At 59.3% G+C, this 21,876-nt stretch carries 21 protein-coding genes and 3 pseudogenes; 12 read left to right on the top strand and 12 right to left on the bottom strand.

What is annotated here, in order from left to right:
• Positions 1-276: 276 nt before the first annotated feature.
• Positions 277-555 carry a hypothetical protein gene (locus IVA92_RS21340; protein WP_247277336.1) on the top strand — a complete coding sequence of 93 codons (279 nt, stop codon included), beginning with the start codon at positions 277-279 and terminating at the stop codon, positions 553-555.
• Positions 556-566: 11 nt separating this feature from the next.
• Here IVA92_RS21340 and IVA92_RS21335 read toward each other — a convergent pair whose 3' ends face one another.
• A complete protein-coding gene (locus tag IVA92_RS21335) occupies positions 567-1,103 on the bottom strand; it encodes a hypothetical protein (RefSeq protein WP_247277335.1) in 537 nt (178 codons plus the stop codon).
• A gap of 384 nt (positions 1,104-1,487) precedes the next feature.
• Here IVA92_RS21335 and IVA92_RS21330 point away from each other — a divergent pair, with 384 nt between their 5' ends.
• Both IVA92_RS21330 and IVA92_RS21325 read left to right on the top strand, forming a co-directional pair.
• Positions 1,488-1,664: a hypothetical protein gene (locus tag IVA92_RS21330; protein WP_247277334.1), complete on the top strand. Its 177-nt coding sequence runs from the start codon at positions 1,488-1,490 to the stop codon at positions 1,662-1,664.
• A 2,187-nt stretch (positions 1,665-3,851) separates the two neighbouring features.
• Positions 3,852-4,187: a hypothetical protein gene (locus IVA92_RS21325; RefSeq protein ID WP_247277333.1), complete on the top strand. Its 336-nt coding sequence runs from the start codon at positions 3,852-3,854 to the stop codon at positions 4,185-4,187.
• Positions 4,188-4,235: 48 nt separating this feature from the next.
• Here the strand turns inward: IVA92_RS21325 and IVA92_RS21320 are convergent, their stop codons facing one another.
• The 3 genes from IVA92_RS21320 to IVA92_RS21310 are packed head-to-tail and all read right to left on the bottom strand — an operon-like array spanning position 4,236 to position 5,696.
• Complete coding sequence (locus IVA92_RS21320; RefSeq protein ID WP_247277332.1) at positions 4,236-4,475, bottom strand: hypothetical protein; 240 nt, start codon at positions 4,473-4,475, stop codon at positions 4,236-4,238.
• Positions 4,411-4,899 (bottom strand): hypothetical protein, encoded by a 489-nt coding sequence (locus IVA92_RS21315; protein WP_247277331.1) that lies wholly within the window; start codon positions 4,897-4,899, stop codon positions 4,411-4,413. The genes IVA92_RS21320 and IVA92_RS21315 overlap by 65 nt, the downstream gene beginning before the upstream one ends.
• A gap of 59 nt (positions 4,900-4,958) precedes the next feature.
• Complete coding sequence (locus tag IVA92_RS21310) at positions 4,959-5,696, bottom strand: metallophosphoesterase family protein (protein ID WP_247277330.1); 738 nt, start codon at positions 5,694-5,696, stop codon at positions 4,959-4,961.
• A 193-nt stretch (positions 5,697-5,889) separates the two neighbouring features.
• On the opposite strand from IVA92_RS21310, the gene IVA92_RS21305 reads away from it, so the two are divergent.
• A complete protein-coding gene (locus tag IVA92_RS21305) occupies positions 5,890-6,516 on the top strand; it encodes a transglutaminase-like cysteine peptidase (RefSeq protein ID WP_247277329.1) in 627 nt (208 codons plus the stop codon).
• Positions 6,517-6,528: 12 nt separating this feature from the next.
• Here IVA92_RS21305 and IVA92_RS21300 read toward each other — a convergent pair whose 3' ends face one another.
• Both IVA92_RS21300 and IVA92_RS21295 read right to left on the bottom strand, forming a co-directional pair.
• Positions 6,529-7,437 (bottom strand): hypothetical protein, encoded by a 909-nt coding sequence (locus IVA92_RS21300; protein WP_247277328.1) that lies wholly within the window; start codon positions 7,435-7,437, stop codon positions 6,529-6,531.
• Positions 7,438-7,942: 505 nt separating this feature from the next.
• A complete protein-coding gene (locus IVA92_RS21295; protein WP_247277327.1) occupies positions 7,943-8,218 on the bottom strand; it encodes a hypothetical protein in 276 nt (91 codons plus the stop codon).
• 919 nt (positions 8,219-9,137) lie between these two features.
• Between IVA92_RS21295 and IVA92_RS21290 the strand changes: the two genes are divergently transcribed.
• The 6 genes and pseudogenes from IVA92_RS21290 to IVA92_RS21270 all read left to right on the top strand — a co-directional run bounded on the left by IVA92_RS21290 (position 9,138) and on the right by IVA92_RS21270 (position 14,911).
• Positions 9,138-10,340 (top strand): polysaccharide biosynthesis/export family protein, encoded by a 1,203-nt coding sequence (locus IVA92_RS21290; protein ID WP_247277326.1) that lies wholly within the window; start codon positions 9,138-9,140, stop codon positions 10,338-10,340.
• Between the two features lie 283 nt (positions 10,341-10,623).
• Positions 10,624-11,085, top strand: coding sequence for a hypothetical protein (locus tag IVA92_RS21285; RefSeq protein WP_247277325.1), 462 nt, complete (start codon positions 10,624-10,626; stop codon positions 11,083-11,085).
• 24 nt (positions 11,086-11,109) lie between these two features.
• Entirely contained in the window at positions 11,110-11,766 is a 657-nt protein-coding gene (locus tag IVA92_RS21280; RefSeq protein ID WP_256464603.1) for an ABC transporter substrate-binding protein, read from the top strand.
• Positions 11,767-12,532: 766 nt separating this feature from the next.
• Positions 12,533-13,505: pseudogene (locus tag IVA92_RS21275) on the top strand (GDP-L-fucose synthase).
• A gap of 60 nt (positions 13,506-13,565) precedes the next feature.
• The gene (locus IVA92_RS35680; RefSeq protein ID WP_253075151.1) at positions 13,566-13,904 is read left to right on the top strand and encodes a glycosyltransferase; all 339 of its coding nucleotides are present in this window, start codon (positions 13,566-13,568) and stop codon (positions 13,902-13,904) included.
• Positions 13,823-14,911, top strand: a complete 1,089-nt coding sequence (locus tag IVA92_RS21270; RefSeq protein ID WP_253075152.1) for a WcaI family glycosyltransferase — start codon at positions 13,823-13,825, stop codon at positions 14,909-14,911. Before IVA92_RS35680 ends, IVA92_RS21270 begins: the two co-directional genes overlap by 82 nt.
• Positions 14,912-15,004: 93 nt before the next feature.
• Here IVA92_RS21270 and IVA92_RS21265 read toward each other — a convergent pair whose 3' ends face one another.
• From IVA92_RS21265 to IVA92_RS21255, 3 genes are all read right to left on the bottom strand, one after another.
• The gene (locus IVA92_RS21265) at positions 15,005-17,020 is read right to left on the bottom strand and encodes an acyltransferase family protein (RefSeq protein ID WP_247277323.1); all 2,016 of its coding nucleotides are present in this window, start codon (positions 17,018-17,020) and stop codon (positions 15,005-15,007) included.
• 164 nt (positions 17,021-17,184) lie between these two features.
• Positions 17,185-17,721 carry an FkbM family methyltransferase gene (locus IVA92_RS21260; RefSeq protein ID WP_346015529.1) on the bottom strand — a complete coding sequence of 179 codons (537 nt, stop codon included), beginning with the start codon at positions 17,719-17,721 and terminating at the stop codon, positions 17,185-17,187.
• Positions 17,722-17,733: 12 nt separating this feature from the next.
• The gene (locus IVA92_RS21255; RefSeq protein WP_247277321.1) at positions 17,734-17,913 is read right to left on the bottom strand and encodes a hypothetical protein; all 180 of its coding nucleotides are present in this window, start codon (positions 17,911-17,913) and stop codon (positions 17,734-17,736) included.
• Between the two features lie 304 nt (positions 17,914-18,217).
• On the opposite strand from IVA92_RS21255, the gene IVA92_RS21250 reads away from it, so the two are divergent.
• Positions 18,218-18,601 (top strand): methyltransferase domain-containing protein, encoded by a 384-nt coding sequence (locus tag IVA92_RS21250; protein WP_247277320.1) that lies wholly within the window; start codon positions 18,218-18,220, stop codon positions 18,599-18,601.
• 572 nt (positions 18,602-19,173) lie between these two features.
• On the opposite strand, the pseudogene gmd reads toward IVA92_RS21250, so the two are convergent.
• The 3 genes and pseudogenes from gmd to IVA92_RS21235 form a co-directional block, all read right to left on the bottom strand.
• Positions 19,174-20,270: pseudogene (gene gmd / locus IVA92_RS21245) on the bottom strand (GDP-mannose 4,6-dehydratase).
• Positions 20,271-20,480: 210 nt separating this feature from the next.
• Positions 20,481-21,038, bottom strand: coding sequence for a transglutaminase-like cysteine peptidase (locus IVA92_RS21240; protein ID WP_247277319.1), 558 nt, complete (start codon positions 21,036-21,038; stop codon positions 20,481-20,483).
• 171 nt (positions 21,039-21,209) lie between these two features.
• Positions 21,210-21,428 carry a hypothetical protein gene (locus IVA92_RS21235; protein WP_247277318.1) on the bottom strand — a complete coding sequence of 73 codons (219 nt, stop codon included), beginning with the start codon at positions 21,426-21,428 and terminating at the stop codon, positions 21,210-21,212.
• 112 nt (positions 21,429-21,540) lie between these two features.
• Between IVA92_RS21235 and IVA92_RS21230 the strand changes: the two are divergent.
• Positions 21,541-21,795 (top strand): annotated as a pseudogene (locus IVA92_RS21230) (transposase); the annotation flags it as partial.
• Positions 21,796-21,876 lie beyond the last annotated feature (81 nt).

Genomic DNA, 21,876 nt, shown 5'->3' with positions numbered 1-21,876 from the left:
CGGTTTTGGTCCACGGCATGGTGTCCTCCCTCGAATCTTTGCAAATCCGAAGGAATCACAAGCCGGCCAAAACCGCTCACCCTTTTTCGGTCAGGCTCTGAAGGAGCCCGCCTAAAAGCGGGCGTCTCGAAGGATGGCCCCAGGGGAAACACTCTCACATGCATAGTCCTGCGCCGAGCGGGTACGGCGGCGTGACAATTCGGCACCGCTTTGCCGTTTGGTGCTGCGATCCTTTTTGCTATGGTTCGGCAATCCACGAATTGAAGGAGCGACGAGGTGCCGGTCAAGAATTTGCGGACGTTGATTGGACTGGCAGGTGCTTTGACACTGGCCGCGCCGGCGACGGCTTCGGCCATCACTGCCGAGGTGGCGCGCGCATGCGATGCGGCGCTGGCCAAGGCCTTTCCGCCCAGACAAATCGGCAACCCTGCGGCGGGGAGCACCAAGGGAACGGCCAAGGATAAGCGCGAATACTTCCAAAAATGCGTCGCCAACAACGGCAAGGTCGACGACATGCCGGCGGACGCGCCAAAGGACAACAAGCCGGCCAAATAAGAACAAGGCGGCTACGGCTGGCGTCGGGGCGGCGGGCAGGGCGAGTAGAACGCGCCGTTCGTTGCATTGATGCGTTCGACGCATTGATTGGGATCAGTGACCGTTCCGGCCACCGTGAAGTCGTAGCCCATGCCCTTGATCACCACGACGTAGCGGCCGGGGGCGAGCGTAAAGCCGTCTTGCTCCGGTTGGAGCAATAGCATTCTCGGCTGGTCTTCGACCGGACCGACCTTGTAGGGGTAGGACATGCTGCGAATGACCCAGGAATCGCCGGCGCTGACCATGGCGGCTTTCCCCGTGGCATCGACGCCCATCGCCCGGGAGACTTTCGCGACCACCCGAACTTCGGTCCCGCTTGCGTCAACACCCCCGTCGGGCCTGAACACGATGAATTTGACGTCGCCGTCCGTCAATATGGTCGCGCTCGGCGTGTTGATGGCTGCCGAAATCGCGACGCGACGGTCCGGAATCTTTCCAGGCACCGGCTTGAGCTCATGCAGCTGGCCTTCGCTCAAGGCGTAAACGCCGAAGGTCGTCGGCAAGGGCATCGAGGGTTGCGCAGCTTGCGCCGGCTCCTTTGGGCTTTCCGGCCTCCGTTCACCGGTATCTCCCATTGAGGGAGTCGGGATGGCGGTCGGTTGAGTTTCCGAGCTTTTCGGGGTGCGCTCAGGCAGCAGCCGTGGCCAATAGGCAGCCGCGATCCCGGCGCCCGCAATGAGCAGGAGGATGGCGGTCAATCGAACGAGAGAGTTCAAGGCCGCGCGCCGTTTGGTTGCCTGAGCCGCGGGACGGCTTGGCGCCTCCGCAGCGTTCAAGGCGGCCGGTGAAGCCAAAGCCGGCGGCGTCGGAATGGGCGGAGGAACGGGGAGGTTGACTGGCGGAGAATTGGGCGCGGGCGCAGCGGCAGTCTTTGCCGGTGAGGACGTCGCGCTTTGCTCAAAGGACCGTTCGACCTCCCCGATGGCGCGTTCGAGGACTTGCTGGAGCGCTCGCGCTTCCTGCGCGTCGGCGTGGGTGAATTGTTCCAGGAGCTTGATACGGGCCAACTCGTAAACGACATCCCGCATCTGCCGGGGATCGTCGGAGATTTCGCGGATCCGGCCCGATAGCAGGCGGACAAATCCGGCCTTGATCTCGGTCGCCCCCGGGGCGTTGGCTGCAGTGTCGCCGGGCTCGGTCATCAAGGCTGATCAACTAACCCGGATAGGGCTGTTTCGCTAGGCCTTTTCATTCGCATGCCTGTGCGGCGGTGGATCGCGCTCATGATCCGGCCTGCAAAGGTCCTGCGCGATCGTCTCGAAGAGCTTGCTTTTGGGCAAAAACCTGTGACATTTCGCCGAGCTCATCTTTTCCGGTGTTTGACCATGCGCGGCGTTTTGACGGCAATCAGTTTCTTGGCCCTCCTGGTTCAGCCCGCTTCGGCGCAAGGGATCAAAGATCAGGCCAACACCACCAGTTCCAGCATCATCACAACGCCTACGAAAAAGGCGCAAACTACCCAAGCCGCGTCCCGGCCTACCGCGGTCCGAAATGTGACGGGGAGCCTTCCTGCCGGAAGGGCGGCCCAAGGCGTCTGGAGGGATGGCAAGCTGATTGCCGTGCCTCGGTAAAGGCAAGCAACCGTGAAGGAACGGTGTTCGCCTCCCTGACGTTCCTGCTCGGGAGATGTCGCACATGAAACGCTTAGTCTTGATCATATTCGCGCTTGTCGTGCCGGCCGCCGCCTGGGCCCAGGGCGTAAACGATCCGTCGACGCCCAATCGCAATGTGATCATTGTCAACCCACCGCAGCCGTCGCCCTCCACGGCGACGCGAAATATTCCGAGCCGAATCGAGCCCCCCGTGACGAGCGGCTCTGCCCGGCCCTATTACGGGAACAGAACTCGGGGCAGCGAGTCGAGCAGGCGGTAATTGTGTTGGCGGCTCGGCTGGGGAGCGGAAAGCTCGCCCTGTGTTGTCCAGTTGGAGAGATTGAGCCTTAGCTCTTTCCAAAAGACCAAGAGGAAGCCTCACAGGCGCTCGGACCGGGTAAGAGGTTGTCCTCGTCGGCAGTAAGGGGCCGTTGGGAAGCGAGAAGCCGAATGCAGACAAAGGTGGCATTGAGGCCCAATCAGCGATACCGGCATTGCGGGCATGGCGACGCATTGGCCAGTTCCGGTCTCGTTCTCAGCTCTTGCCTTGCGGTGAGCGCCCTCCGATCAAATGATAGGTTCCTTCGATTAGTATCTATGCGCGGCTGCGGAGCTGTTTGAGCAGAATGTCACGCTCTTCAATCAGTTCGCGCAGGCGTTGAGTGTTGCCAGTTCGAGTTTCTTGCCACTCGATGCGGTCTGAGGCAGTCCACAGAAGAGACTCTCGCTCGAAGCGATATCTCTCCGACCTGTCTGCTTCTATGTACAAGTCGATTTCGCGGCAAATTCGGTCAAGCTGTTCTTCGAGTGTTCTTCCAGGCATCGGCCGGCCTTCGGCTGTCGCCTGTCAATGAGCATCCAAATGGAGCGTTACTGAGGCGTCGATCACAAGGGACTCACTCGCTCCAGGCCTGTGACACCGATTTGCTCGGCTGCTCTGAATGATCCCCTTTCTCAAAGGAAGGCGTCATAGCCGCTGTCGGGGATTCACCTCGCCTCCACTGTCGATATTCCTGCATGGTGACGGTTCTTGCCCGAGATCAGCAGGGTGAATTTGTCGGCGCCATTGCGCTTCCCTCATTGGCTTCCGGGCGTCATTTCGGCACCGGCGGGAAAGTTGCTGGACTTAAGCGTCATTCCGCTGACCCGGAAGCGGACATTTCCAAAGTCCGAAGTGGTGCTGCTGACTGGTCCGCACCTCGACATAGGTCAGCGTGATCAATCCTACGCTCGCGTAACCTGCGTGATGTCGATGTAGCCAGCGTCAGGAAAGAGCTTCTGGTCGAGGCCATAGAAGATCTTCTCGCGCTCCGACCATAGGACGAAGTGACCTCCGGCGCTGATCGACCGGTCCGCTTCATACTAGTATCGATGAGTTGCGGGTATTCGATCTGGCCTGCCGCCGGGCGTCCCGAACCACGTGCTGAAATCCCTGCGAACTAAAGTAGAAAGTCTGCCCGCGAACCGGCTTTCTTGCTACTCGCAAAGGTATAGACTGAAGAGCTGAAGATAACGAAATGGCCAATGGTCGTCCTTATCGTTCTGCCTGGAGTCATCAAGTTGCGAACAGGTCGGCGTGATCACGAGGGAAAATGGTTTGGGGCGCCGTCTCGGGCGGTCATAATTGTTGCCGGTGCGCTCGGTCTTGGTTTCGCCAGCCCCTCGTTGTGTCTCGCTCAGACCGAACCGGAGCCCTCGCTCAGCGACTATCTTCCACCAAGCGAGCCCGAAGTCTCGCGCGAGGAATGGCGGCAGCGGATCGAGGACGCACGGCGCCGGGCCACGGACGTCTCGCGCGAGCGGCGGGAGCATCCGGAGCTCTACAAGCCGATTCCGGAAGATCCGGACCTTGTCGCGACCGAACGTCTCTTCCGCGACGAGAGCCTGCAACGCGGCGACATCGTCGCGACCAAGAAGGGCATGTTCGTCTACCAGGGCCGATCCGACCAACCGCGCCGCGATCAGGATTTTGTGCCGGTCAACCCGAAATCGGTGCGCTGAGAATTTCGCTGCAGCCCAAGGAGCGATGGCGACGAAGCTCATACAGGTTCAGTATCGCCGCATAATCTCGTTGAATTTGGGATCGGTCACTTTCGTGGTCTCCAGCAGCAGCGACTTGCCTTGCCGCGTTGCCTGCACATAGGCCGCGATCAGCAGTGGCTCGTAACGAGAGCGATTGGCCAGAGCCGACCGGATGTCGGATTGCGCCAGCAGCTTGATCTCTTCATCGGTCGCGGCCGCGCTCGACGTGACAATCTGGACGCGAGAGAAGGCAACGTCGATCGGCACCGAACCGGTCAAGTAGGACATTTTCACTGCGGGGCGTTACCGCCTCGCCGGCCTGTGCCTGCAGCGTGCCGAGCGTGAGCCACAGCGCAGGCCTGATCGGTGAGACTTTCAAGGCGGCTACGACCGCGCCTTGAGCTGCCTTGTTTTCGCTGGCCCGCCCGCCCGCTTCGGTTGACGGACGGTGAAGAACGTCAGCGGCCGTCGCTGCCGCGTAATTCGCCAGCAGGTCGCCATCCCATGAAAAAGATGCCAGGCTGCCGGCGGCCGCCAGCTTGGCCTTGTCGGGCGGGATCTCGCCCGAGAACAAATCGCTGGCGCGAAAGTTCGGCCGTATGAGATCGCCGTAGAACGCCATGCCGGCGTGAAGCGCCAGCGCGGTTGCGGTGCAGATGCCGACGACGCGAAGCAGGATGATGCGGTTCATGATGGAATTGACGAGCCGGTGAGGGCGAGCGAACGAGAGGACCGAGGTCCAGCCAGAGCCTAAATTGCGAGCAGACTATCGCCTTGGATCGTTAGCAGCGTCAAGTTTCCGGTCGCGTAGGCGCCGGTGTCGATGTTGATGCGGTTCGGACGGATATCGGGCGCGCCGACCGGCGTATGACCGTGGACGATATATTTGCCGAAGCGGTCTTCGCAGTTCAGGAATTCGTCGCGGATCCAGAGCAGGTCCTCGTCCTTCTGACGATCGAGCGCGACGCCCGGCTTGACGCCGGCATGGACGAAAAAGAAGTCGCCGCAGGTGAAGGACGAGCGCAATTGCTGGAGGAAGGTCAAATGCTCCGGCGGGAGCGCGCGTTTCAGTCGCTCGATCAGTTCGACCTGCTGCTCCGCGGACGGATTCATGGTCGGCGTGATGCCGTAGGAAACCAGCGTCAAGAGGCCGCCATAGTGGCGCCACTCCTGCACGCGGGCGGGATCCTTGAGCACCTCGAGCAGGAAGACTTCGTGATTGCCCTTCAGACAAACTGTCTCGTGAGATTTCGAGCGCGCGATCAACAGATCAAGAACGCCGCGTGAATCCGGGCCGCGGTCGACATAGTCGCCGAGAAAGACCTGAATGGCGCGTTGGGGGGCCGAGCGGGCAAGGTCGGCATCGATGACAGTTAACAGCGATTGAAGCAAATCGGCGCGGCCGTGCACATCGCCGATCGCATAGACGCGAACGCCATCGGGAAGCCGAGGCTTGGTCTTCTTTCGAAAGCGTGAGGAAAGGTCCATCAGGTCGGTCGAATCGCATCCAGCGTCACGAGCGGAACGTCGTGACCGCTCTTAGCAGAACAAGCCACACATCGGTATTCTTAATTGTTTCCGACCGATTGGGCCGCATTTTGATTAAAGGATCGTGCGGCCTTTGAGCCGTATTTCAAGACATCTCGCGTAGCGTCTCCTCAACAAGAACGGGGAGCGCGACATGCGCAAAGTGGTAAAGTTCCTGGCGGTTCTGGCCGCAATCGTGGTTGCTGCCGGGGTGCAGCAGAAAGCGGAAGCGGCTTTCGTCGGCGCGCCCTTGGGGTTGCGCGGTGCCATCCAGTACATCAAGTTCGACCAGCCCACGCTGGCGCCGATGGCATTCACCATGTTCTGCCTGAAGTACAAGGATGAATGCAAGCCGCGGCCGCAGCAGATCGTGTTCAGGGGCGGTCGCTTGAAGCTCACGGCCGAGCGCATGGCGCAAATGCAAGAGGTCAACCAGCGGGTCAATAGCGCGATCCGTCCCGAGGCCAATCTGGAAGGGCTGCGCGGCGAGAAGTGGTTATTGCATCCGACCAGCGGCGACTGCAACGACTACGCTGTGACAAAACGCCATGATTTGATCGCCAAGGGCTTCCCGGCGCGCGCGGTGCTGTTGAGCGAGGTCGTGACCACCTGGGGCGAGCATCACCTCGTGGTCGTGGTGCGCACCTTCTCAGGCGATCTCGTGCTGGACAATCTTTCCGGCCACATCATGCCCTGGTCAAAGAAGCCCTATCGCTGGGTCCGCATTCAGTCGCCCAAGAACCCGAACTACTGGGCCTCTCTCGGCGATCGCGCCGTCTGACCACCCCGCGTTCTATCGTGATGAGGATTGGCTGACGCTCTGCGACAGGCCTAGTCCCACGATCACTGAAAGACACAGGATTGCCGCCGGGCGCAGCAATCCGGGACCCGCAAAGCTCTGGACCAGCGCAAAGAGAACACAGGCGGCAGCCGCCGCGGGAAAGAACGAGTCGCGTCCGCGCTGCAAGGCGCCGAAGAACAGGCGGACGAAAGCGATCAGGCTCACCGCCATCATGGCGGTCAGGCCGATCCATCCCATCCCCGCAAAGACGGCCATGGCCGCCGAGGGTGCGGCCAAAAAAGCTCCGGCGTCGCTCTGATAGATCCTGCCCACTGCCGCAAAGGTCCCGGCGCCGGCGCCGAACCAGCGTGTATCGGCCAACATGCGCTCGAGCGCGGCCTTCGTCTCGGTCGCCATCTCCGGAACGATCCGCAGGAGGATTGGTCCGGGGCTCTTCTCGAAGAGGAAGGTCAGGACGATCGCCGCGCCGATCAGGGCTGCCAGCGACAATGCGCTCGCGGCCAATGGTGACAGGTACAGTCTGCGGATAACGAGGATCAGCAGGATCAGCACAACGCCAAAGGCCGCTGCGATCGCGCTGTTCGTTTCCGCCAAGCCAAAGAGCGCGGCTGCGCTGGCCAGGGCCCCGACAAGGCCGCACAGGCCGATCGCGACCGAGCGAAGGACCGAGTGACGGGTTTCGGCCCGTTCAGCCGCGAGCTGCATGACCGCCAGATTGAGCATGAGACCGAGGCCCGCCAAAGTCATCGTGAGGTCATGGGGCACGGCTGCAGCAAGCGCCGGCGAGAGCCGATGCAGATCCAAAATCAAGGCGGCGACCGCCGTTACTCCGCTTAGCACAAAGAGAACCAGTTCGGCACGGCTGCGGCTACGGACCACCGGGATGGTGACGCCGAGCAACGAGATCGCCGCACCGCCAACACCAGCGAATTCACCGTCAAGCCGACATCGGCGGTGACGGGCCCGAGCGACCGGCCACCCAGGACGTCGTGAGCGCTGGCCCAGATCGGGTGCGCCCAGCCCAGCGGAAGCGGGGCGAGTTGAGCCGCGATGCACAGCGGAATGGCGATCAGGATCCAGCGGCCCCAGGAGGTCGCGCGAACATAGTGCTCATAGTCGGCCTTTCGCGTGCTCGAGGCAGCTGCCAGCAAGCTTAGCGCTGCGGCCATCGTCCCGAGCTGCGCACCGAACTTGGCGCCGGTGATTTCGAGAGCGGAAGCGGAAACGATGGAAACGATGAGGGCAAAATAAGCGAGGGACAAACGGCGCGCTCGAAGGGAATCCTGAAACGGTCAGGCCACCATACTAGCGGGCGGTGGGTTTTCAAACAGAGGCCTGCTTCGGACGAACACCTAAGACATGACCGATCGCGCGCGCGGCTTCGTCTCAGCGATGATTGGCGCGATCAGCGGGTGGCCTTGACCGGGCGAGCGAAGACGCGGCCGGCGCGAGCGGCAGCAAGGCCAAAGCGAGCCCCCGAACCAAAGAGATAGCCGCCCTGCAGGGCGATCGCTGCGATCACCGCGCCTTTCAGGCTCTCGATCACGCTGAGATCGAGCATCAAGCCGACCGGGACGGCGGCGAGCATCAGGACGAAGCTCAACGGCAGCAGCACCAAGACTCGAAAGCGTTGGCCCAGCACGGCACCAACGAGAAAGCTGAAAATCAAAAACGCGGTCATCCGAAACACTCTCCGTGCTCCGGACCCTAGGTTTTCCCCCTAAAAAGACCCTTAAGTTGTAAGGCTAAATTTGGCCTATTGGCTGCAATTTGCCAGCAGGGAATGATACGCCTCCCGCAGCCCATTGAGAGCCACCGTACCTTTGATCTCGCTGTCGCCTTCCCGCACGACCACGGACAGCGAGGGCGTCGTCTGCCATTTCCCGGTGGCAAAGGAGGGGACCTCGCCAGGCAACAGCACGGCGGCCCCGCGGCGGCCATGCTGGCGTCAAGGTCAGGGTGCAACCGCCGCTCGCGGCAATGGTCACCTCGGGGTGGCTCCGGGGCGGGAAGGGCCGGATCAAGGCCACCAGCACGTCGATCTTGCCCTTCGGCGCACACCGGACGGTCAAGCCGGCGAAGTCCGGATCGACTGGATCGTGTCCGCGGTCTTCATGATCGCGGCGAAGCTCTCGCCGTCCTTCGCTCCTTGTGTCCGGGTGAATTTCCAGACGGAAGCAGGGGCAGGGGTGGCCACCGCAACAACCGGTGCGCCGTGGCAGGAGAGCCCCACGCTGCCAGGACATGGGGCGGCAGTGCCCCGTGGGCGATCGGCGGCGCCAAGGAGGGAACCCTGCCAAACAGCGGGATCAGAAGAAGACCGGACATGGGGATTCCTCCTCTCAATGGCCCAGCCTTAGCAGACCGCCGCGAGGTCAAGAAGCCTTACGCTCGACACATCGAGCCCTCGACTTGGGCGGTTTGCTCGCCGACGGGCACACGAAATACAACAAATAGTCACAAAGGGTTAAACCAAGCCCCAAAGAGTGTCCCGCACGCAACACTAGCCGACCGATCGCTCCGTTAACCACCCGGAGCCCTTGTCGCACCGCCCCCTAGGCCGTACCAATTTATGTCACTTGGGGACTCGGGCGCGATTCATGTCATCTATTGCCAAGACTTATGTATTGAAGCCGGCATTTCTGGCGGCCGCTCTAGCGCTGGGGGCGTGTTCGACCAATCCCGGCTCCGGTCCGCTGACGGACGACGTTAACAACAAGATCCAGACTGAAAACGCGCCGGCTTACGAGTTGGTGCCACTCAATCCGGCCACGGTGAAGATCCTGCACACCCATGAGCCCAAGGGACTCGCGGGCGCCTTCACGGACAAGCGGCCGCCGGCCAGCATCGTGTTCGGCGTCGGCGACATCGTCAGCGTTACCATCTTCGAAGCCGCTGCAGGCGGTCTGTTCATCCCGGCGGAAGCCGGCGTCCGTCCGGGTAACTTCGTAACGATTCCTGATCAATCCGTCGACAATGACGGGTTCATTACCGTGCCTTATGCCGGCCAGGTCAAGGCGGCCGGCCTTACGGCGGTGCAAATCCAGCGGGCTATCGTGGAGAAGATCTCCAATCGCGCGATCGAGCCGCAGGTTGTCGTCGCGATGTCGTCGCAGCGTACCCAGCTCATCAGCGTGCTGGGTGAAGTCAACACGCCCGTCCGTTTTCCGGCGAGCGCGGCGGGTGCGAAGGATCGCGTGCTTGACGCGATCACCCGCGCCGGCGGCATCAGGGGCCAGGGCTTCGAGACCTGGGTCATGCTGGAGCGCGGCGGACGCCGGGCGACCGTGCCGTTCGAGAATCTCGTGATGGCGCCTGAGAACAATATCTATGTTCGGCCCGACGACAGCATCTATGTCTATCGCGAGCAGCAGAAGTTCCTGGCGTTCGGTGCCAGCGGCCAGAGCGGGGAGTTCAACTTCGATGCCTGGCGCATCAACCTCGGCGAAGCCGTCGGCAAGGCCGGTGGTCTTTTGGATGGCCAAGCCGATCCGGCTGCCGTGTATCTCTATCGCCGCGAGCCGCGCGAGGTTGCAGCTCAGCTCGGCATCGATGTCAGCAAGTACACGTCAGAGACGGTCCCGGTCATCTTCAACGTGAACTTCCGCGATCCCGGTGGCTTCTTCCTCGCCACCAAGGTCATGATGAAGAATGGCGACATCATCTACGTCTCGAACTCGCGCAACGTCGAAGTTGCCAAGTTCCTGAACTACCTGCGCGTGATCATGGCGACCGGCAATGATGCCGTGAATCTCTCGAACAATGCGCTGATCTTCCGCAACAACGTCAAGTTGGCGCCGTAAGACGCCGACTTGATCGACCAAAGCGATGGCACCGGGGCCTTGTCCCGGTGCCATTTCGTTTAGCAATCGAAGCGGTTCTGCTGCGGCTACGAGTTCGGGATTTGGATCAAGGCGCCACTGAGCGCGGCGCGCCGATAGGTCACCCCGCAGTGTTGCAGGGGGTTTCATGCGCTTTCGAGCATTCTGGCATCTTCTGGCTCTCGTCGCTGCTGCCGTCGGGCTTGCACCGGTCGGGAAGGTCCTTGCTGCAGGGGAGCTCGGCGTTCGCCATCGCATCGACGTGATGGTCTCCGCCGAACCTGATGCGCCGATGTTGTCGCGCCTTCGCGGGGCTAAGGGGGAGCTTTCGTTCACTGTCCGGCTGTCGGCGAACTCCAAGGAGAGCAGGTTCTTCGGGATGCTGCGCCCGTCGTTCCCGGATATCGTTGTCCCAGACAGCTCGCGCAAACCGCTGGTCCAGCAGACCAAGCTATGGGAGGAGGAGGTCTGCCATCAGCGGCGGGGCCTGCCCAAGGTCACCGTGACCCAGCTCGGCGGCCATTTTGGTGAAGGGGAGGGACGGATCGAGATTTCCGCCGTCAGCCGGCATATAGGCGTCCCGGTCCCGCCCGATGAATTAACCCCTGGAATAAAACTCGATCCGGGGCGTGACAATCTTGGGCTATTCTACGCCTTTCGGGCGCAGAGCCGGAATAGCCGCCTCAACGTTGATGTGAAGATCTATCCGATCGATTGTTTCCTCTAAAGCTAGCAAAGCTTTCCCAGAACGATGCGCCTTTGGCCTCCCGTCGGAAAGCGGGTCGGATACCGCAGGGCGAGTGAGGGAGACGTCGTGTTTGATGCGATGATGGCGCAGCTCGGGCTTCCCCGAAGCCAGATCACCAAGGTGCCCGACCGCGATAGCTTCGAGGCTCTGAGGGCCGGAGAGGTGGATGCGATCATCACCGCAATCGACAAGCAACCCGATCCCTCCAGTGCGACTTTCGTGAAGCTGAATGTCATCAAGCCGCAAGACTACGGCATCCATGTCCCAGGCCAGGTCTACTTCGCGAGCAATGATCTCGTCCATGACCAGCCGTCCGTGATCGCCGACGCCCTTCAGGGTCTCATTCGAGGATGGCAATTTGCCTATGCGGACTATGCACGGAGCGTGCCCGTTCTCGCCGGCGCCGGCCCGGCCAGGCTGAGCCCTCAGCGGCTGAAATTCGAGCTGCAGCAGCAGCGGCCGTTGGTGTTGCCGACGGGCGGTCGTATTGGCGATTACGACGAAAGCCGCTGGCGGACGCTCCGGGATATTCTCATTTTCGCCAAGCTCGGCGAGGAAGACGTGCCACTGGCTCAGACGGTCAACTACCAGTTCCTTCGGGATGTGTACCGCCGTTCACCCGACCTCGCTGCCCCGGGTGCCTGGAGCGAGGAAAAGTAGGACCAAGAAGCCACACCTGTGCGCCATATCGACCCAAACGGCCTTGGGCCACCGTGGCATCGGTTGCATTTCTACCGATGGCCTTGGTAAAGTTCGGTTCACTATTTGGGCTAGTCGCGGAGTGGTTTACGACCCGTGAAGTCGGTTGGCGGGGTCTGGCGGGCGCGGGGCGGGGATCAAATCCGTAGGGGCGAGGAGCTTTTTGGGATGTTTAAGACGTTGATGCGAGCAGGTCTTTTGGCCGCGATTGTTTCCCTCGGCGCAGCGAGCGGAGCAAGCGCCGCGATGCAGATGCCCGCACCGGCAGCCCTGCTCACGGGCGATAGCCAGGCGACGCCTGTTACGTTCTGGGCGCAGCCGTACCCATACCGCTATGTGCCGGTGCGCCGTTGCCCCTTGGTGCGGGTCGAGACGCCTTATGGCTGGTACATGGACCGCGTTTGCGCGCCTGTCGGTCCTGTCCTACGTCGGGCATATTGAGCTTGGGCTGAAGGAGCGGCGGCCGCCGTTTCTTTCAAAGATTTAAAGGCAGCCGCACAGCTCATGTGGCTGCCTTGCTCATTTTTGTTTCGGAGAGTGCTGCTCTTTTGTGCGCGCAGCGCAGGTTCACCATGAATATCTTTGTCGGGCCGGGATAGGCTTTCGCATGGTGAAGATTGTGTTACCTGACGGCGGGGCTGCATCGGCAGCGTGATTGCGTAAGGCGGCGGTGGCTGGATCTCCTGAGAGTGGTGATCCGGCCAATCGACCGCTGCTAGAGGATACGATGACAGGGGCTTCAACCTACGATCTTACGGGCAAACGTGTCTTTGTCGCGGGTTACCGCGGCATGGTCGGATCAGCTTCGTCCGAAGGCTTGCATCAGAGAATTGTACCCTGCTGGTTGCCCATCGGCGTGAGCTGGACCTCACGAAAGAAGAGCCCACGCTCAGATGGCTCGAGGCCAATCGTCCCGACGTTGTGGTGCACGCCGCTGCAAAGGTCGGCGGTATCGCAGCCAACAACAGTTTCCCGGTCGACTTTCTCTGCGACAATCTTGCCGTGGAGTTGAACGTCATCCGCGCAAGTCACACGGTTGGCGTGCAGCGCCTGTTGTTCCTCGGCTCATCCTGTATCTATCCCAAGCACGCCAAGCAGCCGATCGCCGAAAGCGAATTGCTGACGGGACCGCTTGAGCCGACCAACGAGTGGTATGCGATCGCCAAGATTGCCGGCCTCAAGATGTGCCAGGCATATCGTCGGCAGTATGGCGATGATTTCATCTCGGTGATGCCGACCAATCTCTACGGCCGCGGCGACAATTATCATCCGGACCATAGTCACGTCCCTGCAGCGCTGATCCGGCGCTTCCACGAAGCCAAGATCGCCAATGCGCCAAGCGTCTCCGTATGGGGCACCGGTACGCCACTTCGCGAGTTTCTCAACGTCGATGATTTCGCCGATGCCTGCGTTTCCTTCTGAAGAATTATTCGAGCGACCTGCCGATAAACGTCGGTAGTGGTGATGAGTTATCGATCGCAGACTTTGCGGCGGCCGTAGCGGAAGTCGTGGGCTATCGAGGCAAGCTCGCGTTCGATACCTCCAAGCCTGACGGAACGCCCCGCAAGCTGCTGGATAGTTCGAGAATTCGAGAGCTTGGTTGGCGACCGAACGTCGCTTTGCAGGCCGGTCTCGCGGCCGCATACGCAGATTTCTTGGAAGGCTACGGACGTCATCTGGAAGTCAGCGCAACGCGCTGAGTAGACTACTTAGACTACAACAAAGCTTTTTATTCTGAACTTTGACTTGGGCGGGGCTTAATGCGTGTTCTCTTGGTCGGCATCAACTATGCCCCAGATCTGATCGGCGTGGCGAAATACAACGCCGAACTCTGCGAAAGTTTGGCTGCCGAAGGTCATGAAGTCAAAGTCATTACGGCGCCTCCCTATTATCCGGCCTGGAAGATCCCCCCGGCGTTCAACTCGTCGTACTTCAGATCGAGAGATGTCAACGGCGTTCGAGTAACACGTGCGCCGATTTACGTGCCCGGACATCCCTCCGGCGCTAGTTTAAACGGCTGGTCCCTCACGGTTCGTTCGCGCTCACGAGCGCGGGGCCGGTCCTCTTCGAGGCGCTATGCTGGCGACCAGACGTTATGATCGCTGTCGCGCCATCGCTGATGTCGGCTGCCTTCGTCTCGTTCGTCGCTCGTCGCGTCGGTGCCAAATCATGGCTTCATGTGCAGGACTTCGAGGTGGACGCGGCCTATGATCTTGGTCTCCTGCGCAACCATTCACTACGCAAGTGGATGTTGAGAACGGAAGCTGCAATCCTCAAATCCTTCGATCGCGTCTCAACTATTTCTGAGGCGATGCTGCTGCGCCTGGTAATCAAGGGGCTAGCGCCCAACAAAGCGCTTGAGGTCAGAAACTGGATTGATACCAGCGCGGTCTGCCCCGGATCACGAATGACAAAATACCGCCGGCAGCTAAACCTTGGCGAGGGCGATATTATTGCGCTCTACTCTGGAACGATGTCGAATAAGCAGGGGCTCGATCTCGTAATAGAGGCTGCGGTCAGCTTGGAGCAAAGCCATCCAAATGTTCACTTTATTCTCACCGGCGAGGGGCCGCACAAAGCGAGACTCGAGCAGATGGGCGCCGGACATTCCAACGTCCATTTTTTTGGACTTCAGCCCAACGAGAGCTTCAACGAATTGATGGCGACGGCCGATTTTCATCTCATTCCGCAGAAGGCCGAGGCGGCCGATCTGGTGTTGCCCTCGAAACTTGGTGCGATCTTCGCGTCCGCGCGGCCGGTCATAGCGATGGCCGAAGAAGGTACGGGGCTGGCGGCGGAAGTGACCGGCGCCGGTCTCGTGATTCCGCCGGGAGATTTGTCCGCTCTGGAAGTTGCGGTCTGCCAGCTCAGTGAGTCGCCCGCACTCCGCCGGCGTTACGGCGATGAAGGACGAAAGCGCGCCCTCGAGCGATGGGATCGGCGGACCATCGTTCGGCGGTGGGCGGAAGCATTGCAGGCGAGCCCAACTCAACTGGGAAAGAGGAAAGCGGCTCGGCAGGCGCTAACGACAACGTTGCATTGCCGGTGGAGGATGCGGTTCCTGTGCCATGAGGGGCCCTGGCCTCAACCAGCTGCGCTGCGATAGCTTTGTCGACCGAGACTAGCCTGAAGTAAGCGCCGCGATGAGCGCTCATACCCGAATCTCGCTCGCTGCGATGCTTGACCGACAGGATCTTCCTCAGAGGGCGGCTGTTAGTTCTGCGGCGAGACGATCCATAAGCACTAGTGTGAAATCGACTGTGAGATGGTTCGCGTCTCTATAGACAACGACGCCGTCGCGAATGGCCGGACATACCAAGCCTGTGCAGATCGACGATGTTAGGTCGATCATGCGCGCGTGGTTGACAGACGAGACGGCACGTTGCTCTGCTTCGAACACTTCGTTGCTTGTAGTGAGCGAAAGACTGCGACTGCAGGTGCTAAATGGTAAGCGCCGCCATTCCGCCCGAGCAAGACAATTGCCGACCGGGTGGTAAGGAGTGGGATTGTCGCGGATCACAATGAGCTTGGCGTTGACCGGTTCGAGTTCCTTGAGCGCTCCAAATAATCCACGCTCCCAGGTCTCAATGCTCACTGCGTGAGGTCCCAGATTGGTGAATGGTCCCTTGACGTTTCCGCTCGAAAACTGCGCCAACAGTATCGCGTCCGGGCTATCTTGAGTTTTTATCATCGCGATTGCCTGCTCGCGCCAGCTCGCGCACTGGGGCGAAAGCCGACGAAGTCGCAAACTGTAGACCTCGGAAACGGGAATATCAGCGATAGGACAGGAGGCCCTAAGATAAGTGATAAGCCGCCATCCTCTCTGTTCGGCAATGGCTGTAAGCGCGGTCGTCCATTGATCGGCGTGAGAATCTCCCAACAGCACAATTGTCTTTGTATAGTTGGATGGGCCGAACACGCAGCGGATGGGACTTTGTGTGGTGAACCCAGCCAGACAACCACTCTCGCTCGCAAGTGAATACTTGGAGGTTGAGGCAACTATCTTCGCTTGCGCGGCATTCGTGACGTACTGCGCAATGGCGAACGAAAGGATGCCGGCAACTGTGGCGGTTAACGTAACGGCACCGCCTATGGCAATTGATCGTACAGATCGTTGTGCCAGCCAGTGACTAGCTCTGATGGGGTATTCGAGCCAGGCGAGGCTGAGCGAGGAGAGAACGACTGTCATCACGAAGAAAAGGCAATGGGCCAGTGCAGTACCGCCAACAACTACCGTACCAAGAACTGCAATCGGCCAATGCCAGAGGTAAATGGCGTAGGACCGGGCACCGAAGAACTGAAACGGATGCGTCCTGAGCAAAGCCGACGGTCCAGCAGGATTGTTCCCCGTGAGCAGCAGCAGTGCCGTAGCTGCCACCGGAACAACGGCAACGACTCCCGGGAACGCCATGAAGCCGTCGATAACAAAGAATGACAGGATGAGAAGTGCGAATGACAACCATCCAACGATTGAACTCGAGCCTGGCTGCTTTGCCCAGCGCTCGAAGGGTCTTGTTGCGATCAGAGCTCCTGCTCCAAACTCCCACGCCCGAGGGGGCGCGAGATAGAACGCCCAAGCTTGCTTGCCGTAGGTCAGGTAGATGCAGCCAGCGAACGATCCGAACACTACGATCAGCAAAGCTAGCAGGATGATCTTTTGGCTGGAACGACCGACAATGAGGACAAACGCGGGCCAGACCAAGTAAAATTGTTCCTCGACTGAAAGCGACCACGTATGAAGGAAGGGATTGAGCGAACTTTCGGGGGCGAAATAGTTCATGGATTGGCGGAGGAGCCAAACATTGGCGGCATACAGCGCTGAAGCTACGGCCGACTTGGCCATCTCCTTCTGCTCAAACGGCGCCAACACGAAGTATCCAATCATCAAGGTCGCTAGCGTGACCGCCAAGGCGGCAGGCAAGAGTCTCTTAGCCCTGCGACCATAGAAGCTAAGCAAATCGACTTTCCCGGTCGCGGCTATCTCCCGAAGCAGAAGTTGCGTGATCAGGAAGCCGGATATGACGAAGAACACGTCTACACCGACAAATCCGCCGGTTAAGCCCGGAACTCCGTAATGAAAGGCGACCACCGATAGAACTGCGATCGCCCTCAGCCCCTCGACATCAGCTCTGAAATGGGTCGCCGCTCGCGATACGGGCTGCATGTCTATTGCTGTGCACATTGCATCTAGAAACGCGCGAACAATCAGTACCACGCATTTCGTTCCGGAGTTTGTCCGTTTTCGGCTGTTCGTGGGGCGGCGGCGAGGCAGGGGCTAGTGTCGGCGGATGCGCGAAGGAGAAGTCGGGCCTGACCCGCCAGGCGCGGAGAAGTAATCAGCAGATAATATCCGCTCGGACCAAAGCCGGCAGGTTGGCGTCATGACCTCAGCCTCAGACGCGTTCGAACAATGTCGAAGTAGGCGCTACCAGATGCACGTTTCGCAAACCGGTCCTCGCGTCTCACCTGAAAGCCAAAAGCTTTCAGATACGAGCGTATTTGATCAACGGTCGCACAATTCCGGTATGACTCGAAGTCCGCCGCTTCGGCCTTGATGAATCTGAATTGCCGCAAGATTTCTTGCGCACCCCGCAGAACCAGCAACTCCGAGCCCTGGGTGTCCAACACGAGAGCATTGTATTGCCCGGGATCGACCTGCCACATTTCAAGAGCCGTTTTCAACGTCGAAGAACGAATCGTTATGTCGCGGACGAAGTGCACATCCGGCCAAATGTCCTTGTGGTCATGCAAATCAAGAATGGACGATGACAGGCCATCATTGTTGGAGACATGGAAAGTATAGGGCTTGCCATCAGTATCGGCGATCAACGCGTTGATTGCCCGCTGGTCAGGCAGCGAACGGATGTTTTGTCGAAGCATTTCAAATTGCTCCGGGACAGGTTCTATCCACGCCACCTTGAGCTTGTGTCAGGCATAGAGGTCATTTGCCCCGACATGAATCACGCCGGAACATAATTCAAGATAGGAGTCGGGATCGCCGTAAAGGCGGCGGGAAATGTAGCGGCGCAATCGGCCGGCAAAGCGTAGCGGCGCCGTGAGCATAATGAGTTCGCCTGTGCTTGTCGCCTGAACAGCCCACCCGGCCATTTGACCTCCACATGAGGGGAGGTCAACCCGCTCTGTGCTAAGCACGCCAGTGTTCCGTTGGAAACAATGGCGGCAAAGCGGCGACGCATTCAACGAAGTACGCGATGTTGCCCACGTGCTTCAAAGTCGGTGAAAGATCAATTGAAGAAAGAAGGAAGGCCTTTTCCGGCAGTATTGCCGCGATAGAGCCCGCGTCATTGCAGCGCGCGAAGTTGAGAGGGCGATCTGCGAGCCGAGGTCGTGTACCACAAATGTTGCAGTGCGGAACTCGATCGCACAGGTCAAATTTTTGCTGCAAACTCCAATGAGTGACGGGCTTGACGTTATGCGCCGACATGGCGCAGCCTTGGTTGTCCGGAGGGTTGGGTGTTCGATATGGCATTACGGTGCGCAGTTCTTCAAGGAGCAGTCAGGCGGGTCTTTCAAACCTGCGTCGGTGATCGTCCCACTGGTACTTCGAATTTTCAAAGTCAATTCGGTCGTTGACGTCGGCTGCGGTGTCGGCGCCTGGCTGAACGAATTCGCTACGAACGGTGTGAGCGATTATCTCGGAATTGACGGCGACTATGTGCCTCGTGATCAACTCAAAATTCCGTCGGAAAGGTTCAAATCCATGGACCTTCGATCCATCACCGAAATTCGATTTGGCGTATTCGTTAGAGGTGGCCGAGCATTTGCCCGAGAGTAGCGCGAACGAGTTCGTTTCCGCGCTCGTGGCCGCTGCACCAATCGTACTGTTCTCTGCTGCAGTCAAAGGGCAAGGCGGCAGAAACCACCTGAAGGAGCAGTGGCCATCCTACTGGGCAGAACGTTTCAGCGGCCATGGTTACAGCGCCTTCGATTGCGTCCGACCGCAAATATATGACGACAGCCGAATTCGGCCCTGGTATCGACAGAACCTTCTCGTTTTTTGTCGCGGCGATTGTTGCCCCGAAGGTTATTCGTCGCTAACCAACCCCTTCGATCTGGATCGCGTCTTGCCCGACTACTTTGAGTATAAGCTCCAGGAAGTCACCGAAGGCAAGAGTGCGGCGATAGCGGCAAGACATCTCCTTGGAAACCTTGGGGTCTTGGCAAGAGCAGCGAGACGTCGGTCCGGTCTCTAACGCCTCATGCCCCACTGCCGGTGGAAGATGCGGTTCGCTTGCCTAAAGAGGGATGACACCGCGATGACGTCGCTTGGGCAAAAGCAGCCAACAGTAAGCGCCGCGAGAGCGCTTACTTGCTTCTCATCAATCGCGATGACGACCTACCGACAGGCTATTCGTGTCGCGCGAAGTAGCGGAAGCCGTGCTGCTTGATCAGTTCGTCCCGCTTCGCCGATTCAACATCTTCCTTCATCATCTCCCCAACCAGGCTCTCGAATGAAGTTTTTGGCTCCCAGCCGAGCTTCTGTTTTGCCTTGGTGGGGTCACCTAGAAGGGTGGCGACTTCGGTCGGGCGGAAATACCGTGGATCCACAGAGACAATGCACTTCCCAGTTTTGGTATCGTATCCCTTTTCGTCCACTCCCGTGCCTTCCCAGCGGATACGCATTCCAACTTCGCTGGCTGCCACGTCCACGAATTCTCTCACCGAGTGCTGCACGCCGGTGGCGATGACGAAATCGTCCGCGTCTCCTGCTGCAGCATCAGCCACTGCATTTCCACATAGTCGCGGGCGTGGCCCCAGTCGCGCAGCGCATCGAGGTTTCCGAGGTATAAGCGTTCCTGCAATCCCAAATGGAGTCGCGCTAGCGCCCTGGTTATTTTGCGGGTCACGAACGTCTCGCCCCGGACGGGAGACTCGTGATTGAACAGGATGCCGTTGCAAGCATACATCCCATAGGCTTCGCGATAGTTCACTGTAATCCAGTAGGCGTAAAGTTTAGCAACCGCGTACGGTGAGCGCGGATAGAAAGGCGTGGTTTCTTTCTGAGGGATCTCCTGGACCAACCCATAGAGTTCGGACGTCGAGGCCTGGTAGAAGCGCGCCTTCTTCTCCAAGCCGATGATCCGCATAGCTTCGAGAATCCGCAGAGTGCCCAGGCCGTCGGAGTTGGCCGTGTATTCGGGTTCCTCAAATGAAACGGCCACATGGCTCTGGGCAGCGAGATTGTAGATCTCGTCTGGCTGCACCTGGCCGACAATCCTGATGAGGCTGGAGGAGTCCGTCAGGTCGCCGTAGTGGAGCCGAAACGGCGGGTCGGGCTCGTGCGGATCGAGATAGAGGTGGTCGATGCGATCGGTGTTGAACAGCGAGGTTCGCCGCTTGATGCCGTGGACTTCATAGCCTTTCGCAAGAAGCCATTCAGCGAGATAGGCGCCGTCCTGCCCCGTAACGCCCGTGATTAGTGCTCGCTTTTTTTGGTCATGCAAATCTCGTCTAATTTGGCAGATGTTCTTACCCAAAAGCTTGCCTCGTTGCTAGCGAACGCTCAGCAATCTTGGGCTGTTTACCTGCTAATGTTAACGGCCCGAGGAGGATGGCTTTGGGTCGGGGCTTGGCCCCAAGCGGCCACACATCTTCGGCGACTGAGAGCGCAACCCGCAAACGCAGCCGCTGAGATCGAGAGCCGAGCCCCGCCATTAAAACGCCGCAAGCGTGCGCACCCAGCGCCGGGGAGCCCGATCCGACTCTGTGCGCACAAGAACGTACTTGTCCAAGGCTTCGTTCAGTTCGATGACGATCGTGCTCAGATTGTCGAGAACGAAGACACTCCTTCCTTCTCGTGCAAGCAGGACAAGATGATGTTCTCCGCTTGCGCGGATGATCACCTCCGCGAGAAGAAGCGATGAACTTGGCCAGCCGGCGCGAAGCAGCAAATGGCGTTTTGTGACGGCATAGTCGCTGCAGTTTCCATCAAAAGGAAAGATCTGCCAGTCGTGATCAAGCTGACTGGCCACCTGTTTCTTTGGCACAATGACGGTCGAGTTGATTTGGTTGAGCTCCCGCCAGCGCTGCCCTCGAGATTGGAAGTTCGTTATCCGTCGGTCGGGTTGTTCCTGAGATTCTTCAGGATACTGGATGCAGATCAGCGGGAAGGAAAGGGGAGGCACGACCTCCAGGGTCTCGATACTTGAATGGGCTGGTTGGGTGCAAACGCAATACATCGTAGCCAGCATGCGGACAGCTTGTCTGATCATCGCGTCGGCCTGCAGCCAGTTATATGAGCGCTTCTATCTTGCGCTGCCGAAGCGAAAACGCCATGACAAACGTGAGGCAATCGATGCCTAAATGTGAAGCGTCGCTGTTTCGCAGATGGATATAGGCTCGCGGATTGAGCTGACTCCAGTACACAGCGAGATTCAGAGCGTCTAGCTTTGCTTCCCTTGCATGCAGGCCACTACGAAAGACCGCATGTTGTTACCGCCTTTGGCGTTCTCCATTCCGGAACCAAAGCCGCGTTCTTTTGCAAGCTGCCTGCATTTTTCGAGTTTTGCTTGGTTTGGCGCGGCCTTGGGTGCGGTGCCTTGCTGCGCTTGAGCGGCCGTTACACTCATTATGAAAGCGACAGCGACAATCAATTTAACCATCAGAATCCCCTTAGTTTAAATATTAATCAAGCAAAGTAAATCCATTTAAACTGAGCTGCTGCCGGTTTGATGGACACCAGGATTAGGTGTTTCATGAAGCCGGAGGTGGGCGATGAAGAGACGGAAGTTCAGTCGCGAGTGCAAGGTCGAGGCGGTCAAGCTGGTCAGGGAACGTGGGGTATCGGTGGCGCAAGCCGGTCGCGACCTGGACGTTCATGAGAACGTTCTGCGCAAATGGGTGAAAGAGTTCGGCTCCGATCCGGTGCAGGCCTTTCCCGGCCAGGGGCAGATGAAACCGGAGCAGCAGGAGATCGAGCGGTTGCGCCGTGAGGTCGCCAAGTTGAAGGCTGAGCGGGATATCCTAAAAAACTGTCCAGCGTTGTGGCGCGCCTGCGCGGGGTAGAAACAGCCTTGTGCTATCTTCTTGGCTAGGAGGGTAGCGGCCGTC

Source organism: Bradyrhizobium sp. 154 (assembly GCF_023073875.1).
Taxonomy (GTDB): domain Bacteria; phylum Pseudomonadota; class Alphaproteobacteria; order Rhizobiales; family Xanthobacteraceae; genus Bradyrhizobium.
This window is presented reverse-complemented; position numbering and strand designations above follow the sequence as displayed.